This is a genomic window from Streptomyces sp. NPDC057565 (assembly GCF_042801455.1).
GTDB classification, from domain to species: Bacteria; Actinomycetota; Actinomycetes; order Streptomycetales; family Streptomycetaceae; genus Streptomyces; species Streptomyces yanii.
In genome coordinates, this window is the sequence record NZ_JBHVFU010000001.1 from 204,452 (window position 1) to 222,556 (window position 18,105).

Sequence of the window (18,105 nt, forward strand, 5' to 3'; positions counted from 1 at the left end):
GGTCCGGTGGAGGCTGATCAGCCTCCACCGGACCCCTTCGCCATGTATGTCAGAGCGCGCCAAGTGCCTGACTGATGGCGTCGGCGGCCTCGATGACCTCGCGTACGAGGGCGAGGCGCTGCCCCTCGGTATCGGAGCGGTCCCCCAGCAGCGAGGTCGGGCCCCACAGGGAGATGGCGGCGACGACGTCCCCCGAAGCGTCGCGGACGGGCGCGGCCAGGGACGCGCGGCCCAGGGCGCGCTCCTCGGCTTCGACGGCGTAACCGGTGCGCCGGACGGTGTCGATCTCGGTGTCGAGGAGGTCGTGACTGGTGGTCGTGTACTCGGTGTGCGCGTCGAGAGGTTCTCCCAGCAGTTTGCGACGCTCTTTGGGGGCGAGACCGGTGAGCAGACATTTGCCGATGCTCGTGGCATGCAGCGGGGCGGTGTGTCCGGCCTGCGTATAGGACTTGGGGGCGCGCATGCCCTCGAAATTGCACAGGAACATCAGCTCGGTACCGCGGCGTACGGCCACGTTGGCCCCGAGCCCGGTGCGGGTGGCGAGGTCCTGGAGCACCATGCGGGCGGCCCGGTGCACAGGGTGGCGATTGGTGGCGGTGGCGGCGAGGGGGAGGAGGCCGAGGCTGAGCCGGTAGAGGTTGCTGACCGGATCGCGTTCCACCATGTCGAGGCGTTCCAGGGTGGACAGCAGGCGAGAGGTGGTCGACGAGCCCAGTCCGGTGAGCTCGGCGACGTCGGAGACACGGAGTTCGGCCCGACCGGAGTCGAGCGCGCGCAGCACCGAGACCGCTCGTTCGACGCTCTGGTTCGTCCCGACATCAGTCGCCCGCGTAGCCATGACCCTCCTCGTTTTGCAAATCGCTTGCACAATCTGCATCAGCATATCGCGCATGATCGACGCCCGTACCTGAAATCAGCGACAGTGGCAGTTCCGCGACGTCACCCGGGCCGGACGCGGGTGACGTCGCGGAACTGCCGGCATTCACCGGGCAGTCTGAGCTGCCCCTCACCGCTGTCACGCCGACTTTGCCGAGCCCCGTAACCGCGTCCGCGCGGGAGGCGGTCAAGCGGCAGGGCGCGATACCACCACTCAGTCCGCCCCCGACAGAAAGCGTCGCTGGACCTCTTCCAGGGCCGCCGTTTCGGCCTGCTCGTCCGGGTGGTCGAAGTGCCCCGCCCGCAGAACGAAGAGTTCGCGCGCCCCGGCCAGTGCGTTGTGCACCGCGAACTGCCCCGGTGGGGGTACCGCCGGATCGAACAGGGCGGCACCCACATGCACTGGGATGTGAAGGTGCCGGGCCGCTGTCGCGGCGTCGAAGTACGCCAGGACGTCCAGCACCGAGGGGTCCTCGGCGAGCCGCGTACGCACCGACTCTCCGCTGCCCGTGCACGGCAGTGTCACCCGGAGCGGATGGTTTCCGAAGGTCGGCACCGTAAGGCCGGCGGCATGGAAACGGTCGTCCCAGGGGAGCGCCAACGCCCCGATGCCGCCGCCGAAACTCGTGCCCAGGTACGTCAGCCGCCCGGCAGCCTCCGGCACCAGCCGCAGCAGTGCGGTGGCCGCACACCAGACATCCGCCACGCACCCGCCGATGAGGTACGACTCCCGGGCGCCGATGCCGTGCAGAACGTGCCCCGCCGAGTCCGAGGGAACGCCGGGCAGCAGGCTCCGCGTTCCGAGCCCGCGCAGGCAGGGCCAGATGGTCGCAGTCCCCGGCGGGGGTTGCCGGGGGTCCGGGGCAGCCCGGCCTCCGTATCCGTGTGTTGCCACACAGCCCTGCGTAACGCGGCCATCGGCAGGGACGGTCAGCCACCCGCCGATGCGGACGCCGTCGGCGGATGTGTACGAGACGTCGGCGACCCGCACACCGTCCACCGTGGCCCAAGGTCCCTCGATCCGAGGCGCCGGGTCGACGCGTAGCGCACTCGCGTAGCGCTCCTGCCAGAAGTCGGCGAAGCCGTCCGGCCCTGGCGGAGCCCCCGCCGCAAGGAGGCGCGGCAGGTCGTGGCCGTAGGTGGGGTCGAACGGCAAATCATGCTGAAGCGAGCTGAGTTCACTGCCGTCTGACGTGAGCGGATGGGTGGGCAAGATCTCTCCTTGTTCGGTCTGCGAAGTGACCAGCACGCCCTTCCGGGAACAGCTCTCGACATGACGTGCCCTGTCCTGCCGACGCTGAGCCCCCGGTACGGGCTTGACCTGCCGACTCAACGGTCACGTCCCTCTGGGCGGTGCAGTCACGGCAGCTGTGTCGATCAGGGCGGCGGCGAGTCGGTCCAGGGGCGGCGGGGTTGGGGAAGACCTGGACGACGTCGGTCCGTCGTTTGATCTCCCGGTTCAGGCGCTCCAGTGGATTCGTCGACCAGATTTTCTTCCAGTGCGCGGGTGGGAAGTACGCGAACGCTGTGATGTCTCCGGCTGCCTCCAGCAGCATGGCCTTGACCGAGGGGAAAACTGCCGTGCGAGCATGTCGCCCACCACGTTCAGCTGATTGCGGACGGCCTGGGCGAAGATCGTGCGGATGGAAGCGGCCACCAGGCCGCTGTGCGAGTCGCAGATCACCAGGTGGACGTGGTCCAGGCCGCGGGCCCGCAGACGGCGCAGGAACTCGGTGCAAAACGGCTTCGGCTCGCTGTCGCCGACCATCAGCCCGAGGATCTCGCGGTGCCCGCCGGCGGAATCCCCGTCGCGATGATCATCGCCTGCGAGACAATACGGTGATTCACCTGCGCCTTGCAACAGGTCGCGGCTGCTGAACTTGAATTCGTGATGTCGGTCCGACCGGCGCGGGTGTGGTGCTGGTGTCCGGCTCGAAGGGGGGGCGACCAGCGGGCGTCCGTTCACCAGACTGGGCGGGTGACGACACCACCAGCCTCTCCCGACAATCTCCGTGCCGTTCTCTTCGACTCAGGCGGCGTGTTGATGCAGCCGATCGGTGGCCGTTGGAACCCGAGAGCGGACTTCGAGCAGACCGTCCTCGCCCACGCCCCGTCGATCACACCGGAGCAGTTCGCCGCGGCCATCAGCGCGGGCGACCACTTCTTCGCCACCTCGTCATCGACGCCCGACTACGACGACTACCACCGAGTGATGCTCCACCACCTCGGCGTGGAGCCGACCTCGCAACTCCTCGCCGACTTGCGCCGCGAAGTGCCCCCGACCGTGTTCCTGGAGACGTACCCGGACGTCGAGGAGACCCTGGAGGAACTGAGCCGACGAGGGGTGCGGATGGCCGTGGTGTCGGATGCCTGGCCCGATTTGCCCGACCTCCACGCCGGACTCGGGATCCACCGGTTCTTCGAGGCGTATGCAATCTCCGCCGTCCTCGGCTGCAACAAGCCGGACCCGCGCATGTACCACCACGCCAGCGCCGCGCTGGACCTCGCTCCTGCGCAGTGCCTGTTCGTTGATGACGATCCGGACCTGGTCGCCGCGGCTGTCCGACTCGGCTATGCAGGACGTGCGCTGTGCCGCGACACGGCCGTCCCGGACGTGCCTTCCATAACCTCCCTGACGGAACTCCTGCATTTCTTCTGACACATCCGGCACGGTCTTCCTGGGTTGGTCGCAGCGCGGCGACGGAATTGCGGTAGCCCGGCTCGGGTCAGCCGTAGAGGTCCGGACCGGTACCGGCGAGACAGCCGTCAATGACGTGGGTCCGGCACTGCAGAATCTTGAGCTTGCGCTTGACGGCCTGGGTGATCTGGCCCAGGTCGGCGGCGGCGAGGTTAACGAGGTTGCGCCCCACCAGGGACCACACGCCTTCCTGCGGGTTCAGGTCAGGCGCGTAGGTGGGCAGCTGGAACACGATGAGCCAGTCGGCGTTCGCGGCGATGAATTCGCGTAGCGGTGCGGTCAGGTGGATGCGGACGTTGTCCCGGACCAGCATGATCGGGCCGCCGAGCTGGATACGGGCACGCACCAACAGGTCGCGGAAGTCGCGCCAGCCGAATCCCTTCGGTTGACCTTTGCGCCCGCTGTACTCACGGACCGCGTAGATCAGGCGGGACCGCTCGCCCGAGATGTGTTCTCACATGACTGGATACGTGCAGGTGCCCACGGAGGCGAAGGGCCCCGCCTCGTCGAACGGGAGGGGCCCACCGGCGAGCAGCGGTCAGCTTTGCTTTTCGCCGAGCGCGATGCGTAGCCAGTCCAGCGATCCGCTCTGCAGGACTGCGTCGGCGAGCTCGTTCGCGGTCTTCGTGGTGAGGCGCCCGCGGCTGTTGTCGATTCACCGCTGGGCGTTCTCGTAGCCCTGCGCCTTGTACTCGATGCCTTGGATCATGCATTGCAGTTTGTCGGCGTCTCGGGCGCACACTGCCTCAGCCAACTGCGGAGAAGCAGTCAGGATGTGTTCAGGTTCGCCGTGCCAGCCTCACCGGTCATGACGAACGAAACAGCTGCGTTTCCGGTACGTGCCGGGGCTCGGCAGATGCTGAACAAGGTTCCCGAAGTCACGGTGTACTTCTGGGTGATCAAGGTGCTGTGCACGACGGTGGGCGAGACCGCCGCCGATCTCCTCAATGAGAACCTCGGTCTGGGGCTGACGAACACGTCGCTGGTCATGGCCGTGCTGCTGATCGGCACGCTCTGGTTCCAGTTCCGAGCCAAGAAGTACGTCCCGGGGCTCTACTGGCTTGCCGTGGTGCTGATCAGCGTGGTCGGCACGCTGGTGAGCGACAACCTCACAGACAACTTCGGAGTGGCGCTGGAGACGACGACGGCCGTCTTCGCCGTGGTGCTCGTCGCAGTGTTCGCCGCCTGGTACTGGAGCGAGCGGACGCTCTCCATCCACTCCATTCACACGGTCCGCCGCGAGGCGTTCTACTGGGCGGCGATCCTCTTCACGTTCGCTCTCGGCACCTCGGCGGGCGACCTCACGGCGGAGCGGATGGACCTCGGGTACTGGGTGTCCGCAGTGCTGTTCGCCGTGCTCATCGCGGCCGTGGCCGCCGCCCACTACGGGCTCGGCCTCGCCGCCGTCCCGGCGTTCTGGATCGCGTACATCCTCACCCGCCCGCTGGGCGCCTCGTTCGGCGATTATCTCTCCCAGGCGCGCGCCGACGGAGGTCTCGGTCTCGGTACGGTCGGCACCAGCGCGATCTTCCTTGTCCTGATCCTGGCCCTGGTCAGCTATCTGACGGTGACCCGACGGGACGCGACCCCCGCTCCCGTCAGCCCGTCGGAAGGCTGACCACGAACCGTGCTCCGGCGGCGGTCGGATCCCACTCGATGTCGCCGCCGGACGCGCGGGCCAGCCGCCGGGCCAGGGCAAGCCCGAGACCGGCCCCGTCATGACCGTCCTCCGGGTCGGCGCGGCGGCCCGGCTCGAAGATCTCCGGGCCGGACTCCGCGGGCACACCCGGGCCGTCGTCGGTCACGGCGAGCTCGACACCGGCCGGGGTCTGGGCGTACGTCAGGGTGATGGCGGTGGCGGCGTAGCGGCGGGCATTGTCGAGCAGGGGCATGAGCATGCGTTCCACGAGCGCGGGGGAGACCCCTGCGGTGACGGCGGCGCCGCCCCGTACGGACAGTGGCGGGGCGTCGGGGTGCTGCTGCGCATACTGCTCGGCCACGTGCTGGGCCCATTCGGGCAGTCGGCAGCGGCCGGGCGGCTGCTCGGTGCGGGCGCGGGCTTCGGACAGCAGGGTGTCGCAGATGTGCCGCATGCTCGTGGCGGCGGCAGCGATCGCCTCGTGGGAGGCGTGCTGCCCGGCCGCGTCCCGTGGCCGGGCGGTGAGCCAGTCGGTCTCGGCCACGATGCGGGCCAGCGGGGTGCGCAGCTCGTGCGAGAGCTCGGCGGTCCGGAGCTGTTCGTGGCGCAGTACGGCGGCCAGCCGGTCCAGGAGCTCGTCGAGGTTGGTGGCGAGCGAGGCGAGCTCGTCCGGGCGGTGGCCGGCGCCGAAGCGTTCCGCGGCGCCGAGCTCACTCCAGCGGGCCGCCCGGGTGCTCATCTCGGTGACGGGGTGCAGGGCTCGTCCGACGATGGTGCGGGTGAGTAGGTACACCCCGGCCAGGAGCAGCAGCCCGAGGACTGCCGAACCGGCGAGGGCGGCGCGGGCGGTGCTGCGGTACGGGTCGAGGGAGACGGCGACGACGACGGTGCCGGTCTGCCGGTGGCCCGCGCGCACCGGCAGGGCGTAGAGGCGGGAGGCATTCCTGCCGCCCGAATCCTGGTATCGGCTCCCCTGGCCGGTGAGCCCGTCCGCCTGCCGCTGGAGCGCGGCGGGCGCGCTCGGCCGTTCGACGGCCGTGCTGCCGCAGTAGATCCACGTGCCGACATCCAGGGCTCGGTCGTCGGCCGGTTCGTGGACGACGATCCTGCCGTCCGGGCTCGCTTCGACGGTGGCGGCCACCGCCGCGGCACGGGTCTGCAGCAGGTCGGTGGCCTGGCTGCTCAGCCGTCCGGCGAGGACGATGTTGAACGCGACGGTGAGCGCGGCGACCCAGGCGGTGGCGGAGGCCAGGGCGAGCAGGGCGAGGCGTCCCCGCAGGGTGCGGGGCAGCGCGGTGCGGAGGCGTCCGATGACGCGGAGCCGCCTCATATGAGGCGGTACCCGACGCCTCGTACCGTGCTGATCTCCTGCGGGCTGTTCGCCTCGCGCAGCTTCCGGCGCAGCCGGGTCAGGTACTGGTCGAGCGTGTTGTCGCTGACCTGAGCCCCGTCGGGCCAGGCCGCGCGCAGCAGTTCCCGTCTGCGTACGGTGGTTCCGGGTGCCGCCATCAGTGCGGCCAGCAGGCGGAACTCGGTGGGAGTGAGCGCCACCGGCTTGCCGCGCACCTCCAGGAGGTGGCGTACGGGATCGAGCCGGAGTTCCGCCAGCTCGACCACGGGGTCCGGTCCGGCGCGGCGCAGCGCCGCGCGGATCCGGGCGGCCAGCTCGGCCAGGTGGAAGGGTTTGGCGAGGTAGTCGTCGCCGCCCGCCGAGAAGCCCGAGAGCCGGTCGGTGAGCGTGTCGTGTGCGGTGAGGAAAACCACCGGGGCCTGCAGCCCCGCCGAACGCATGGCCTGGCACACGTCCCGGCCGTCCGAGTCGGGCAGCCCGATGTCGAGGACGACGGCATCCACTCGATCGTCGAGGGTGCGCAGGGCGCCGGCACCGCTGGCTGCGGTCACGACGGCGAAGTTCTCCTCGCGCAGTCCGCGGGCGAGCACGTCGCGCAGCCCGTGGTCGTCCTCGACGACCAGGACGCGGCGTTGCAGAAGTTCCGTCACGGCAGTCGAGTCCTCCTGTCGGGGCCCGCAGCCCGGTCGCGGCACTTTCGTCTACAGGACTGTAGACGAAAGAGGCGGGCGCATGCGCCGCCGTGGCTGTGGCGGTGACCGTGACCGGCACCGTCGGTTTCCAGACGGTGGCCGTGTCCTCGCAGAGTGGTGATCCGCGACAGGTGCACGGCGTGGCTCGCACTGCTGGGCATCGCAAGGCGGAGGGCCGTCCTCATACTGGGGGTATTCGGGCATTTCGACAATGCAGCGCGGTGCCGTAGCCGGCGCCGTGCGCCCGCCGGGGATTACGGGACAGCTCTTAGCTTGATCTTTAACCTGTGCGGCGGGGACGTGGAGTGGCTGTCTTCTTCGTGTGCCGCTTTGTGGGGTCGGGTTTGCGGACGGTGTGCACAAACGAGACCATCCGTGTCACCCCGGACGGCGAGGTCGGCAACAAGCTGCCTGCCCCGCCACTGCTCCTCGGTGAGATGCGCCCGGTACGCAACAGTGGGTCCAGGACTCACTCACGCACACTGGCTAGGAACGGTGACTCAGCCCGATTCGAAGGCGCCCATGGGCGGGTGCCGAGTGCACGGTGCGTGCTCAGACCGTCAGCCGCAGCGAGGTTGCCGCGACGCCGAGCCGCACCGTCTGACCCCACGTCAACTCCAGTGCGTCGGACTCCATTCCGTCACCGAAGACCACCACCCGGTCCGACTCGACCGTGAGGCGCAGCCGCTGTTGGCGCCTCAGTTCTCCCGCCACCAGCGAGGTACCGGTCGTGGGCGAAGGCCACGCTTCACGTACGAACCAGACCAGCCGGAGGTCGGTCGGATGCGGCAGCGACAGTGTGCTCCCGCGCTCCTGCCACAGTGAGCGCAGCCAGCCTGTGGAGCCGGTGCCGGTGCCGACCAGGACCCCGGAGGACGCCTGTGGTTCGGCGGGGGAGTCCGGGGCGTCGGGGCCGAGACGGTATCGCGCCGTCTGGTGGCCGGGCGGGCCCAGATAGATCTCATTGAGGGCGAGGAGGCGCTGGGTGTCGTCGGCGACGGCCTCGACCATGGTGAGATCGTCCGTTGTCGCGCCGGGCGATGCGGCTGCCCGGACCAGTGCGGCCGCGTCGCCCGCGCGGTGGCGCACCAGTACGCCCGGATTGCGTCCGGGATCGGTGTCGATGCCCACGACGGGCTGGCCGGAGAGATATTTGGCGACGTTGGCGACCAGCCCGTCCTGTCCGACCACGACCACCACGTCCTCCGGACCGAAGAGGAAGCGGTCGAGATCCGCGCGCTCGACCCGCGACCGGCGCCACTGGAGCGGTACGGCCGCCGCCACATCGGCGAGCGCCTGCTGCGTCCGCCCGTGCCGCCGCGCCACCTCCTCGATGGAGCGGCCGCGGGTGGACAGGAAGAACGCGGCCTGGCCGTGTGTGCCGTGCCGGGCGAGCAACTCCTCGTACTCGGTGGTGCGGTGCACGAGCACCGCGCGCGGGGCGAGGCTCACGCGCGTGTCTCCGGCCCGGGCCGGCCGAGCTTGGCAAGCAGGTCGGTGAGGACATCGGGGGAGAGCGTGAGGCTGTCGATGCGCGGCAGGTTCTCGGCGAGCCGGGTGGCGGCCAGGGCGTGCAGCGTCGAGGCGTTCACTTCGCCGTGCACCCGCAGCCAGGCCGCCTGCGACTCGGCGCGCGCGGCACCGACCGCGCGTGCGGCCTCTGCCTCGGCCCGGGCGAGCCGCACCTTGCGCGCCGCCTCGGCCTGTGCGCGTACCCCGTCGGCTGCCGCATTCTCCTCCGCCTCGCGCCGGGTATTGGTACCGCGCTGCTCGACCAACTGCTCCTCGCGGCGAGCGAGTTCGATCTGGCTGGCCAGTTCGTTCTCCGCGATGGTCCGCTCGCGCTCGACGGCCACCGCCCGGCGCTCGTACGTCGCCCGGTCGGCCTCCTGCTGGATCTGCTCCCGGGCGGGGGTGCGCAGTGCGCGCTCCACCTCTGCCTCCGGGCGGATCGCGACGACGCGCACCGCCACCACATCGATGCCGGTGGCCGGTAGCCGGGGCTCGGCGGCCAGTCCCTCGGCGACCCGTTCCCGTACCGCGGCGACCCCGTCGACCAGCGCGCCGGCCAGCGGGGTGCGGGCCAGTACGTCGAGTGTGTGCTGCTGGGCGGTCTCGGTGAGGAGAGTGGCGATCTGCTCCAACGGCGCACCGCGCCAGACGCCGGTGTCGGGGTCGACGGAGAAGTCGAGTCGGGCGGCAGCCTCGGCGGGGTCGCTGATCCGGTACGTCACGGTGGCCTGCACGGTGACGTCCTGGAAGTCGGACGTGCGTGCGTGGAAAGCCATCGCCAACTCGCGGTCGTTGACCGGCACTTCGGAGAGTGCGGCGTGCAGCGACCGGTACCAGAAGCTCAGTCCCGGTCCGTCGTGCGTGAGCCGGCCGCGGTTGTGGTGGCGGATGTGGGCGGTGGGTGCGGAGCGCAGATGGCGCCAGCCGAACCGCTTGGTGATGTCGGCCATGTCGGAACCCCCTCATTGTCGTCACAGGGACGATAAGGGGGGTCGGCTGATATCGTCAAGGGGACGAGAACGGTCGGCCGGGCGCGCACCCGCCCGGCCGTCGGTGCCGCGCCGGGATCCGCGGCAAGGGTGCCGACACCCACGCACTCGGCCCGACCGCCTCGGTGGCGACAGGGTCTATCCGGTGGAGTCCCGGAAGCACGGGCGGCCGGTGACTCCCGAAGAAGTCACCGGCCGGCCGGACGGTGCGCCGCCCCCGTCCCCACGGTGCGGCGCAGGCGGACCCTCGTCATCCGCTCGGACGACGGCCCACGTTCATCAGGACCCGGTGTCGGCCGGGTCCAGTCCCAGTGCGGGGAAAATGGCGCTCTCCACGAAGCGGGTGAGATACGCCGCATCGGCGATCTTCGCCTCCAGCAGCGGCCTGGCCCGCATCACGCCCAGCAGCTGTGCGGAGACGAACTCCGCCGCCGGGTTGTCCCTGGGGATCTCGCCACGCTCCATGGCTCGCTGGAGCATGGCGTCGAGGGCTGCGAGTTCCGGCACGATCAGCGCCTCGCGCAGCGCACAGAGCAGTTCCGGGCTCTGCAGCGCGGCATGGCTCAGTGCGTGCATCAGCGGGGTGTCGCGTCCGGAGCCCGCGCCGATGGCCTGGGCCGCCTCGCGCAGGTCGCCGGCGAGCGAGCCCGTGTCGATGTGCGAGAGCGCCATCCGTCGGGTGCTGTGCAGCGCCGCGACGACCAGCTCGGTCTTGGAGCCCCACTGTCGGTAGAGAGTGGACTTCCCGCATCGGGTGCGGGAAGCGACCCCCTCCATGGTGAGCGATTCGTATCCGCTCTCCCTGAGCAGGTCGAGCACAGCCGTGTAGAACTCCTGCGCCCGCTCCGGCGTGATCTTCGAGCGGCGCGGAGCGTGGGCCTGTTCCTGCACGGAATCGTGCGACGACATGTGCTTTCCCTCTCTGCGGCTGTGCGACGAGGTCTTCCGATACGCCAGTGTACCGAAACGCGCGTGTACCGATACGCGAACGTATCGGTACACTGGCGTATCGATACGGCATGGACTGGACCATGCCGCCGTAACAGCGCTTCGTCAGCAAAGGGGCACCGGGTGATGTACGCCCGCAGCGAGCCCGCAGATCGGGAGCCGGACACTTCTGCCCGACCGCCCCTCGTCCGCGAGCTCCTTCTCGTCGTAGGGCTCTTCGCGATCTACAAGTTCGGGCGGCAGGCCGCGAACGGTCACGTCGAGGAGGCGTACCGCAACGCCGGACACGTCTGGGACTTCGAACGCGCGGTGCACCTGCCGGGCGAGGGCGCCGTGCAAGGCGCGCTGCTGCACAGCGAGACGCTGATCCGCCTGGCGAACACCTACTACGCGACCGTGCACTTCCCGGCCACGCTGCTCTTCCTGGCCTGGCTGTATTGGCGTCGCCCGCGCCATTACGTCTGGTCGCGCCGGATCCTCGCCGTGCTCACCGGCGCCGCGCTCGCGCTCCACCTGCTGTTCCCGCTCGCCCCGCCGCGGATGCTTGCCGCCGCCGGACTCGTCGACACCGGTCAGGTGTACGGGCCGACGGTGTACGGAGACACCCCGGCGACCGACTCGATGGCGAACCAGTTCGCCGCGATGCCCTCGCTGCACTTCGGCTGGGCGCTGATGGTCGCCGTCGGACTGATCGTCGCGACGCACTCGCGGTGGCGGTGGCTGTGGCTGCTGCACCCGCTCGTCACCCTGCTGGTCATAGTCGGCACCGCCAACCACTACTGGCTCGACTCGATCGTCGTCAGCGCGCTGCTGGCCGTCGCTCTCGCGACGCTGCGACTCCAGCGGACGGAGCCGGTCCGACGGCATCTGCCGTGGCCCTCCGACGCAGGGGGCGAGCCGGAACTCGCCCGTGCCGCGCTGCCGATGTCCCGTGTTCCCGACCCGGCCGCCTCCCAGGCGTACGCCTCGTCGTCCGGGGGCCGGCCATGAACGCCACGCTGATCGCCGTCGCCCTCTCCCTGGTCTCCGCCGCCGCGTACGCCTCGGCGGCGGTGGCTCAGGCCCGGCTCGCCGGACGCACCGATCCGGGCACCGGGGTGCTCCGGATGCTCGGGCGCGGGGCATGGTGGTCGGCGGTCGGACTGAACGCCGGTGGCGCGCTGCTGCATGTCGCGGCGCTGAAGTACGGGCCCCTCACCCTCGTCCAACCGCTGGGCGCACTGACGCTGGTCGCCGCCGTGCCGTTGGGTGCGCGCGCCGCCGGGCGCCGGGTGACCGGGACCGAGTGGCACGGCACGATCCTCACCCTGCTCGGCCTGGGCGCCCTGCTGTTGACAGCGGGCGGCTCCGCACCGCACGAGACGCTGAGCCTGGTCGAGGCGCTCGCGGTCGGTGCGGCGACCATGGCGGTCGTCGCCGGACTCAGCCGACCCGGGGCCCGCCCCGGACTGAGGCACGCTGCGGCGTCCGGCATCACGTCGGGTGTCGCCTCGGCGCTCACCCAGACACTGACGGTGGCGGTCACGGACCACACCGGCTCGTTGTTCAGCTGGCGCCTGGTGACAGTGGCGCTGCTCGTCTCGGCCTTCGCGATGGGAGGCCTGCTGCTCTCGCAGACCGCCTACCAGGGTGGTCTCGGCGCGCCGCTCGCGGTCGTGACCCTCGCCAATCCCGTTGCCGCCGCGACGATAGGTCTGGCGCTGCTCGGCGAACGCCTCCAGGGCGGGACGATCGCGCTGGTCCCGGCGCTGCTGGGGTCGGCGGCGGCGGTGCGGGGAGTCATACTGCTCAGCCGGGCGCAGGAGGGGACGACGGCGTCGGCGTACCGGGCCAGGATCGAGTCGGAGCCTGCGCCGAGTGTGCCGTCGCGGGTCGTGATCGGCAGTGCCCGGACGACGGATCAGCTGACGCTGCGTCCGGAACTCGGCAGGACACCCGTCGGCGGTCCCTAGGAGGACCGGCGCCGAGGGGCATCCGGTGGCTGTTTCCTCCTCGATCTCCCCCATGACCCCAAAGGCACGGGGGAGATCCCCCTACCCCGCCGACGGGCTCGACCCGGTGGCCGGGATCCCGTCCAGAGCCCGTGTCAGCCAGCCGATCCAGAAGTTCTCCAGATCGATGCCGCCGCGGAGTACGAGATGCCGCAGCCGGTCCTCCTCCGAGTTCCGCTCCGGCGGGAAGTCCCGCTCCTCGATCGCCAGATACTCGGCCAGCTGCTTCCGGTGCAGCTCCAGGTGGCGGCGTAGTTCCGCGTCCAGGCCCGGTGCGCCGACCACCGCCGCCGCGCGCATCCGCAGCAGGAGCGGATCGCGGATCTGCTTCGGGTCCTCCCGGAGCGCTACCCACGCGGACAGTGCCGCGCGGCCGGCGGGCAGGACCTCGTACTCCTTCTTCTGCCCACGGGCCGGCTGCGCCGACGGCAGGGCCCGGATCTGCCCGGCCTGCTCCAGCTTTCCCAGCTCGCGATAGATCTGCTGGTGCGTGGACGACCAGAAGTAGCCGATCGACCGGTCGAACCTGCGGGTCAGCTCCAGCCCCGACGACGGCTTTTCGAGCAGGGCGGTGAGGATCGCGTGCGGGAGTGACATGGAGAGCATCCTAGGGACGGCCCGGGCGTCACAGGGCTGCCGCCAGCTCCGTCCCCTGGCGGATGGCCCGCTTGGCATCCAGTTCGGCGGCCACGTCGGCGCCGCCGATCAGGTGCGGCGTACGGCCCGCGGCAACGAGCTCCTCGTGCAGTTCGCGCCGTGGCTCCTGACCGGCGCAGAGCACCACCGTGTCCACCGGCAGGAGATGCTGCTCGCCGTCGACCGTCAGGTGCAGACCGTCGTCGTCGATGCGGTCGTACGTGGCGCCCGCGATCATCGTGACGCCTCGGTGCCGCAGCTCCGTACGGTGGATCCAGCCAGTTGTCCTGCCCAGCCCGGCGCCCACCTTGCTCGTCTTGCGCTGCAGGAGATGTACGGTGCGCGGCGGCTTCGGGCGCTCGGGGAGGCGCAGGCCACCACGCTCCCGGTACGCGGTGTCGACCCCCCAGTGCCGGAAGAACACCTCCGGGTCGAGGCTCGCCGCATCGCCGCCGTCCGTCAGGAATTCGGCGACGTCGAAGCCGATCCCGCCCGCACCGATGATCGCGACCCGCTGTCCGACGCGCGCCCCGTCGCGCAGGACGTCGAGGTAGCTGACCACGCTGGGGTGGTCCAGGCCCGGGATCGCGGGGGAGCGGGGGGTGACGCCGGTGGCGAGGACGATCTCGTCGAAGCCGTCGAGCGTGTCCGGCGTCGCCTTCGTACCGAGCCGGACCTCGACCTGCTGCTCCGCGAGCCGGGTGCGGAAGTAGCGCAGCGTCTCGTCGAACTCCTCCTTGCCGGGGATCCGGCGTGCCACGTTCAGCTGGCCGCCGATCTCGTCGGCCGCGTCGAACAGAGTCACCTCGTGCCCGCGCTCGGACGCCGATACGGCGCACGCGAGCCCGGCGGGACCCGCGCCGACGACGGCGACGCGCTTACGGGTCCGGGTCGGCGACAACGTGAGTTCGGTCTCGTGGCAGGCGCGCGGATTGACCAGGCAGGAGGTGATCCTTCCGCTGAACGTGTGGTCCAGGCACGCCTGGTTGCAGCCGATGCAGGTGTTGATGGCGTCGGCACGTCCCGCGCTCGCCTTGGCGACGAAGTCCGGGTCGGCGAGGAACGGCCGGGCCATGGACACCATGTCCGCCCGCCCCGAGGCGAGGATCTCCTCGGCGACCTCGGGGGTGTTGATCCGGTTGCTGGTCACCAGCGGTACGGAGACGGCCCCGCGCACCTTCTCGGTGACCCAGGTGTACGCACCGCGCGGCACGGACGTCGCGATGGTGGGGATACGGGCCTCGTGCCAGCCGATTCCGGTGTTGATGATCGTCGCCCCGGCCGCCTCGATCTCCCGGGCGAGCTGCACGACCTCCTCCAGTGAGGAGCCGCCGGGAACCAGGTCCAGCATCGAGAGCCGGTAGATCAGGATGAAGTTGCTGCTGACCCGCTCGCGGACCTGGCGCACGATCTCCACGGGGAACCGGATGCGGTTCTCGTACGAGCCGCCCCAGCGGTCGGTGCGGTGGTTGGTCCCGGCGGCGATGAACTCATTGATCAGATAGCCCTCGGAGCCCATGATCTCGACACCGTCGTAGCCTGCCTGCCGTGCCAGCTCGGCGGTCCGCACGAAGTCCTCGATGGTCTCCTCGACTTCGTCGTCCGTCAGGGCGTGCGGGGTGAAGGGGCTGATCGGGGCCTGGATCGCGCTCGGCGCCACCAGATCCGGATGGTGCGCGTACCGGCCGAAGTGGAGGATCTGCATCGCGATCCGGCCGCCCGCCGCATGCACGGCGGCGGTGACCCGGGCGTGCTGCTCCGCTTCCGCATCGGTGGTCAGCTTGGCGCCGCCGGGATAGGGGCGGGCTCGGTCGTTCGGCGCGATGCCCCCGGTGACCATGAGCCCGACTCCGCCGCGGGCGCGGGCGGCGTAGAAAGCCGCCATCCGTTCGAAGCCGCGCTCGGCCTCTTCCAGACCGACATGCATCGACCCCATCAGCACCCGGTTGGGAAGGGTGGTGAACCCGAGGTCGAGCGGGCTCAGCAGATTCGGGTACGGGGTCATCCGGCGGCTCCTCGCGCAGTGTCGTTGCGCCAGTTGTAGACCACCGGAACACCATTGTGCAACAAGTTGCATAATGGTGTTCGTCGCACCGGACCGACCACCCGACGCCGTCCCCCGTACGGAGTAGTACCGGGGTACGTCCACCCGTCGAGGCGCGGAGAGTGGATCCGTAAACCGGATCACACCCACTACTCCATGGAGACCCCCCATGACCTGCGTCAACCGGCGTGACCTCGGCCTTCTTGTCCTGCGCGTCGGAACCGGTGCGGTCCTGGCCGCGCACGGCACCCAGAAGCTGTTCGGCTGGTTCGGCGGCGGGGGCATCGAAGGAACCACCGCGGGCATGGAGGCCATGGGCTTCCACCCGCCGAAGCACAGCGCCGTCGCCGCCGGACTCGGCGAGGCGGGCGGAGGTGCCCTGCTGGCCCTCGGCCTCGCCACCCCCGCCGCCGGCGCGGCGGCGGCGGGCGCCATGGCGGGCGCCGTCGCCGTGCACGCGCCCGCGGGCTTCTTCGCGCAGGGCGGCGGGTACGAATACCCGGCGTTCCTCGGTTTCACCGCCGCGGCGATCGGACTGACCGGCCCCGGGCGTTACTCCCTCGACCATGTCACCTGGCATGTGTTCAACCAGCCGTGGCTGGTCGCGCTCGCCTTCGCGGGCAGCGCCGCCGCGGCCGCCGCGGTGGTCGGGAGGCGGGCCAGGGGGCAGGGCAAGGGCGCCGACGAGGCCTGAGCCGACGGGCCGAGCGGGCGGCCCCGATGCGCTGTCGCTCCCCGGCCCGTGTCCCGGCCGTCGAGTGGCCGCAGGACGTTCCCTTTCGAGTGACTTCGCCGCCCCGGCGCCCACGGCGTTCGTTCCGCGTGTCCGAGGCTTGCAGTCGGCCTGACCTGTTCCGGCCGGGAGTCGCAGAACCGCTGGGAGTCCGCCGTGCACATTCTGCTCGTCGCGAGTGCGTTCAACAGCCTCACTCAGCGCGTCCACGCCGAGCTGCGGGACCGCGGCCACGGCGTGGCGGTCGAACTCGCACTCTCCGACGACCATCTGCGGGACGCGGTCCGACGGTTCGCACCCGAACTGATCGTCGCTCCGATGCTCAGGACGGCCATCCCGCGAGACGTGTGGTCGGCGCACACGTGCCTCATCGTCCATCCGGGACCCGTGGGCGACCGCGGTCCGTCCTCGCTCGACTGGGCGATCCACGAGGGCGTCACCCGCTGGGGTGTGACGGTTCTGCAGGCCGACGAGGAGATGGACGCCGGAGACGTCTGGGCATCGGTCGGGTTCTCCGTACCGCAGGTCGGCAAGAGCGACCTCTATCGCAACGAGGTCTCCGACGCGGCGCTGACGGCCGTGCTTCTCGCCGTCGACCGGTTCGCCTCGGGAACGTACAGACCCCGGCCCCAGGACGGCGCACGGGCCACGGGCGGCACCCGGTCGTACTTCCGCCAGCAACTCCGGCGGATCGACTGGCGGTCCGACTCCACGGAGACCGTGCTGCGCAAGCTGCGGGCAGCCGACTCGTCCCCCGGTGTGCTGGACGAACTGCTCGGCGGCGAGTGGTTCCTGCACGGGGGACACCCCGAGGACCGGCTGCGCGGCCGCCCCGGAGACCTGCTCGCGACGCGGGTCGGCGCGGTCTGCCGGGCGACCGCCGACGGCGCCGTGTGGATCCCGGAGCTGCGCGCCAGGCGGCGGCCGGGAGAGCCCGCCCCGTTCAAACTCCCCGCCGTCCTGGCGCTCGGCGACCGACTGCCTCCGCTGCCCGATGACCCGGTTCCGCCGGACGCACGCGAGCGCCGCGGAACCTGGACCGACATCCGCTACGAGGAGACCGGTGCCGTCGGACATCTCACGTTCTCGTTCCCCGGTGGTGCCATGAGCACCACGCACTGCAAGCGCCTCCTGGACGCCTACCGGGCGGCGTGCTCCCGGCCCACGTCGGTCCTGGTTCTGGGCGGCGGCCGGGACTTCTTCTCCAACGGCATCCATCTGAACGTCATCGAGGCGGCGGCCGACCCCGCCGAGGAGTCCTGGGCCAACATCAACGCCATCAACGACCTGGTGCAGGCGGTGCTGACCACCGACGACCGGCTGGTGATCGCTGCCGTGGGCGGCAACGCCGCCGCCGGAGGAGCAATGCTCGCCCTGGCCGCCGACGAGGTCTGGTGCCGCAAGGGATCGGTCCTGAACCCGCACTACCGGCTGATGGGACTGTCCGGCTCGGAGTACTGGACCCGCACTCTGCCGCACCGAGTGGGCCCCGAGGTCGCCGAACGGCTCGTCCATGAAGCGCTGCCGCTCGGCGCCGAAGCCGCCCAACGGCTCGGCCTGGTGGACCGGACGGTCGCCTGCCGGCCCCAGGACTTCCCGGGCGAGGCCCTCCGGCTGGCCGTCCGGTTGGCCTCGTCGACCGACGTACAGGCACGGATCGCCCTGAAGAAGACGACGCTGGAGCACCAGGAGGCGGTCAAGCCGCTGGCCGTCCACCGGCAGGAGGAACTGGCCGCGATGCGGTCCATCTTCTTCGACCCGGATGCGCCGTACCACTTGCTGCGCCGCGCCTTCGTGCGCAAGGAACCCCCGGTCCGGACTCCGCACCACATCGGCACCGACGTTCCCGGCGCGCGCACGGCGGATCCTTCCGCCGACCGGGACCGCAATGTCACCGCAACGGCGGCGCTCGCCGTCGCACCCGGACCGGCTGACTGTTAGCTGGACACGAAGGCAGAAAAGCGGGCATTCACCGCAGAGCTCTCCAAGGAGGCAT

At 70.6% G+C, this 18,105-nt stretch carries 16 protein-coding genes and 2 pseudogenes; 6 read left to right on the forward strand and 12 right to left on the reverse strand.

Annotation, left to right across the window (positions count from 1 at the left end; genetic code table 11):
* Nucleotides 1-49: 49 nt before the first annotated feature.
* From ACFU8W_RS00885 to ACFU8W_RS00895, 3 genes and pseudogenes are all read right to left on the reverse strand, one after another.
* Nucleotides 50-838 carry an IclR family transcriptional regulator gene (locus ACFU8W_RS00885; RefSeq protein ID WP_384031009.1) on the reverse strand — a complete coding sequence of 263 codons (789 nt, stop codon included), beginning with the start codon at nucleotides 836-838 and terminating at the stop codon, nucleotides 50-52.
* A 252-nt stretch (nucleotides 839-1,090) separates the two neighbouring features.
* Nucleotides 1,091-2,089: an acetylxylan esterase gene (locus ACFU8W_RS00890; RefSeq protein ID WP_384031011.1), complete on the reverse strand. Its 999-nt coding sequence runs from the start codon at nucleotides 2,087-2,089 to the stop codon at nucleotides 1,091-1,093.
* A gap of 190 nt (nucleotides 2,090-2,279) precedes the next feature.
* Nucleotides 2,280-2,745: pseudogene (locus ACFU8W_RS00895) on the reverse strand (transposase); the annotation flags it as partial.
* 109 nt (nucleotides 2,746-2,854) lie between these two features.
* Between ACFU8W_RS00895 and ACFU8W_RS00900 the strand changes: the two are divergent.
* Nucleotides 2,855-3,535, forward strand: coding sequence for an HAD family hydrolase (locus tag ACFU8W_RS00900; RefSeq protein WP_384031013.1), 681 nt, complete (start codon nucleotides 2,855-2,857; stop codon nucleotides 3,533-3,535).
* Between the two features lie 67 nt (nucleotides 3,536-3,602).
* Here ACFU8W_RS00900 and ACFU8W_RS00905 read toward each other — a convergent pair whose 3' ends face one another.
* Entirely contained in the window at nucleotides 3,603-4,022 is a 420-nt protein-coding gene (locus ACFU8W_RS00905; protein ID WP_384032018.1) for a transposase, read from the reverse strand.
* A gap of 90 nt (nucleotides 4,023-4,112) precedes the next feature.
* A pseudogene (locus tag ACFU8W_RS00910) lies at nucleotides 4,113-4,322 on the reverse strand (HAD family hydrolase); the annotation flags it as partial.
* 60 nt (nucleotides 4,323-4,382) lie between these two features.
* Here ACFU8W_RS00910 and ACFU8W_RS00915 point away from each other — a divergent pair.
* Nucleotides 4,383-5,192: a hypothetical protein gene (locus tag ACFU8W_RS00915; protein ID WP_384031015.1), complete on the forward strand. Its 810-nt coding sequence runs from the start codon at nucleotides 4,383-4,385 to the stop codon at nucleotides 5,190-5,192.
* Here the strand turns inward: ACFU8W_RS00915 and ACFU8W_RS00920 are convergent.
* From ACFU8W_RS00920 to ACFU8W_RS00940, 5 genes are all read right to left on the reverse strand, one after another.
* Nucleotides 5,173-6,543, reverse strand: coding sequence for a sensor histidine kinase (locus ACFU8W_RS00920; protein WP_384031017.1), 1,371 nt, complete (start codon nucleotides 6,541-6,543; stop codon nucleotides 5,173-5,175). The two genes, ACFU8W_RS00915 and ACFU8W_RS00920, sit on opposite strands and share 20 nt — an antisense overlap.
* A complete protein-coding gene (locus ACFU8W_RS00925; protein ID WP_345515819.1) occupies nucleotides 6,540-7,202 on the reverse strand; it encodes a response regulator transcription factor in 663 nt (220 codons plus the stop codon). Before ACFU8W_RS00925 ends, ACFU8W_RS00920 begins: the two co-directional genes overlap by 4 nt.
* A gap of 606 nt (nucleotides 7,203-7,808) precedes the next feature.
* Entirely contained in the window at nucleotides 7,809-8,708 is a 900-nt protein-coding gene (locus ACFU8W_RS00930) for a hypothetical protein (RefSeq protein WP_384031019.1), read from the reverse strand.
* Nucleotides 8,705-9,718 carry an SPFH domain-containing protein gene (locus ACFU8W_RS00935; protein ID WP_384031021.1) on the reverse strand — a complete coding sequence of 338 codons (1,014 nt, stop codon included), beginning with the start codon at nucleotides 9,716-9,718 and terminating at the stop codon, nucleotides 8,705-8,707. The genes ACFU8W_RS00930 and ACFU8W_RS00935 overlap by 4 nt, the downstream gene beginning before the upstream one ends.
* Nucleotides 9,719-10,036: 318 nt before the next feature.
* Nucleotides 10,037-10,666, reverse strand: coding sequence for a TetR/AcrR family transcriptional regulator (locus ACFU8W_RS00940; RefSeq protein ID WP_384031023.1), 630 nt, complete (start codon nucleotides 10,664-10,666; stop codon nucleotides 10,037-10,039).
* Nucleotides 10,667-10,828: 162 nt separating this feature from the next.
* On the opposite strand from ACFU8W_RS00940, the gene ACFU8W_RS00945 reads away from it, so the two are divergent.
* Together ACFU8W_RS00945 and ACFU8W_RS00950 are read left to right on the forward strand one after the other, a co-directional pair.
* Nucleotides 10,829-11,695, forward strand: coding sequence for a phosphatase PAP2 family protein (locus tag ACFU8W_RS00945; RefSeq protein WP_384031025.1), 867 nt, complete (start codon nucleotides 10,829-10,831; stop codon nucleotides 11,693-11,695).
* Nucleotides 11,692-12,657: a hypothetical protein gene (locus ACFU8W_RS00950; protein ID WP_384031027.1), complete on the forward strand. Its 966-nt coding sequence runs from the start codon at nucleotides 11,692-11,694 to the stop codon at nucleotides 12,655-12,657. The genes ACFU8W_RS00945 and ACFU8W_RS00950 overlap by 4 nt, the downstream gene beginning before the upstream one ends.
* Nucleotides 12,658-12,738: 81 nt before the next feature.
* On the opposite strand, the gene ACFU8W_RS00955 is transcribed toward ACFU8W_RS00950, so the two are convergent.
* Together ACFU8W_RS00955 and ACFU8W_RS00960 are read right to left on the reverse strand one after the other, a co-directional pair.
* The gene (locus ACFU8W_RS00955) at nucleotides 12,739-13,293 is read right to left on the reverse strand and encodes a PadR family transcriptional regulator (protein WP_266978420.1); all 555 of its coding nucleotides are present in this window, start codon (nucleotides 13,291-13,293) and stop codon (nucleotides 12,739-12,741) included.
* Between the two features lie 28 nt (nucleotides 13,294-13,321).
* Nucleotides 13,322-15,337: an FAD-dependent oxidoreductase gene (locus ACFU8W_RS00960; RefSeq protein WP_384031029.1), complete on the reverse strand. Its 2,016-nt coding sequence runs from the start codon at nucleotides 15,335-15,337 to the stop codon at nucleotides 13,322-13,324.
* A 208-nt stretch (nucleotides 15,338-15,545) separates the two neighbouring features.
* Here ACFU8W_RS00960 and ACFU8W_RS00965 point away from each other — a divergent pair, with 208 nt between their 5' ends.
* Together ACFU8W_RS00965 and ACFU8W_RS00970 are read left to right on the forward strand one after the other, a co-directional pair.
* The gene (locus ACFU8W_RS00965; RefSeq protein WP_345515728.1) at nucleotides 15,546-16,070 is read left to right on the forward strand and encodes a DoxX family protein; all 525 of its coding nucleotides are present in this window, start codon (nucleotides 15,546-15,548) and stop codon (nucleotides 16,068-16,070) included.
* A 195-nt stretch (nucleotides 16,071-16,265) separates the two neighbouring features.
* Entirely contained in the window at nucleotides 16,266-18,050 is a 1,785-nt protein-coding gene (locus ACFU8W_RS00970; protein ID WP_384031032.1) for an enoyl-CoA hydratase-related protein, read from the forward strand.
* The last annotated feature ends 55 nt before the right edge of the window (nucleotides 18,051-18,105 follow it).

Excerpts from the sequence above, each read along its gene's own strand:
- ACFU8W_RS00915 (WP_384031015.1), top strand. The coding sequence starts at position 4,383 with ATGACGAACGAAACAGCTGCGTTTCCGGTACGTGCCGGGGCTCGGCAG.
- ACFU8W_RS00935 (WP_384031021.1), bottom strand. The coding sequence starts at position 9,718 with ATGGCCGACATCACCAAGCGGTTCGGCTGGCGCCATCTGCGCTCCGCA.
- ACFU8W_RS00885 (WP_384031009.1), bottom strand. The coding sequence starts at position 838 with ATGGCTACGCGGGCGACTGATGTCGGGACGAACCAGAGCGTCGAACGA.
- ACFU8W_RS00950 (WP_384031027.1), top strand. The coding sequence starts at position 11,692 with ATGAACGCCACGCTGATCGCCGTCGCCCTCTCCCTGGTCTCCGCCGCC.
- ACFU8W_RS00920 (WP_384031017.1), bottom strand. The coding sequence starts at position 6,543 with ATGAGGCGGCTCCGCGTCATCGGACGCCTCCGCACCGCGCTGCCCCGC.
- ACFU8W_RS00955 (WP_266978420.1), bottom strand. The coding sequence starts at position 13,293 with ATGTCACTCCCGCACGCGATCCTCACCGCCCTGCTCGAAAAGCCGTCG.
- ACFU8W_RS00965 (WP_345515728.1), top strand. The coding sequence starts at position 15,546 with ATGACCTGCGTCAACCGGCGTGACCTCGGCCTTCTTGTCCTGCGCGTC.
- ACFU8W_RS00940 (WP_384031023.1), bottom strand. The coding sequence starts at position 10,666 with ATGTCGTCGCACGATTCCGTGCAGGAACAGGCCCACGCTCCGCGCCGC.
- ACFU8W_RS00960 (WP_384031029.1), bottom strand. The coding sequence starts at position 15,337 with ATGACCCCGTACCCGAATCTGCTGAGCCCGCTCGACCTCGGGTTCACC.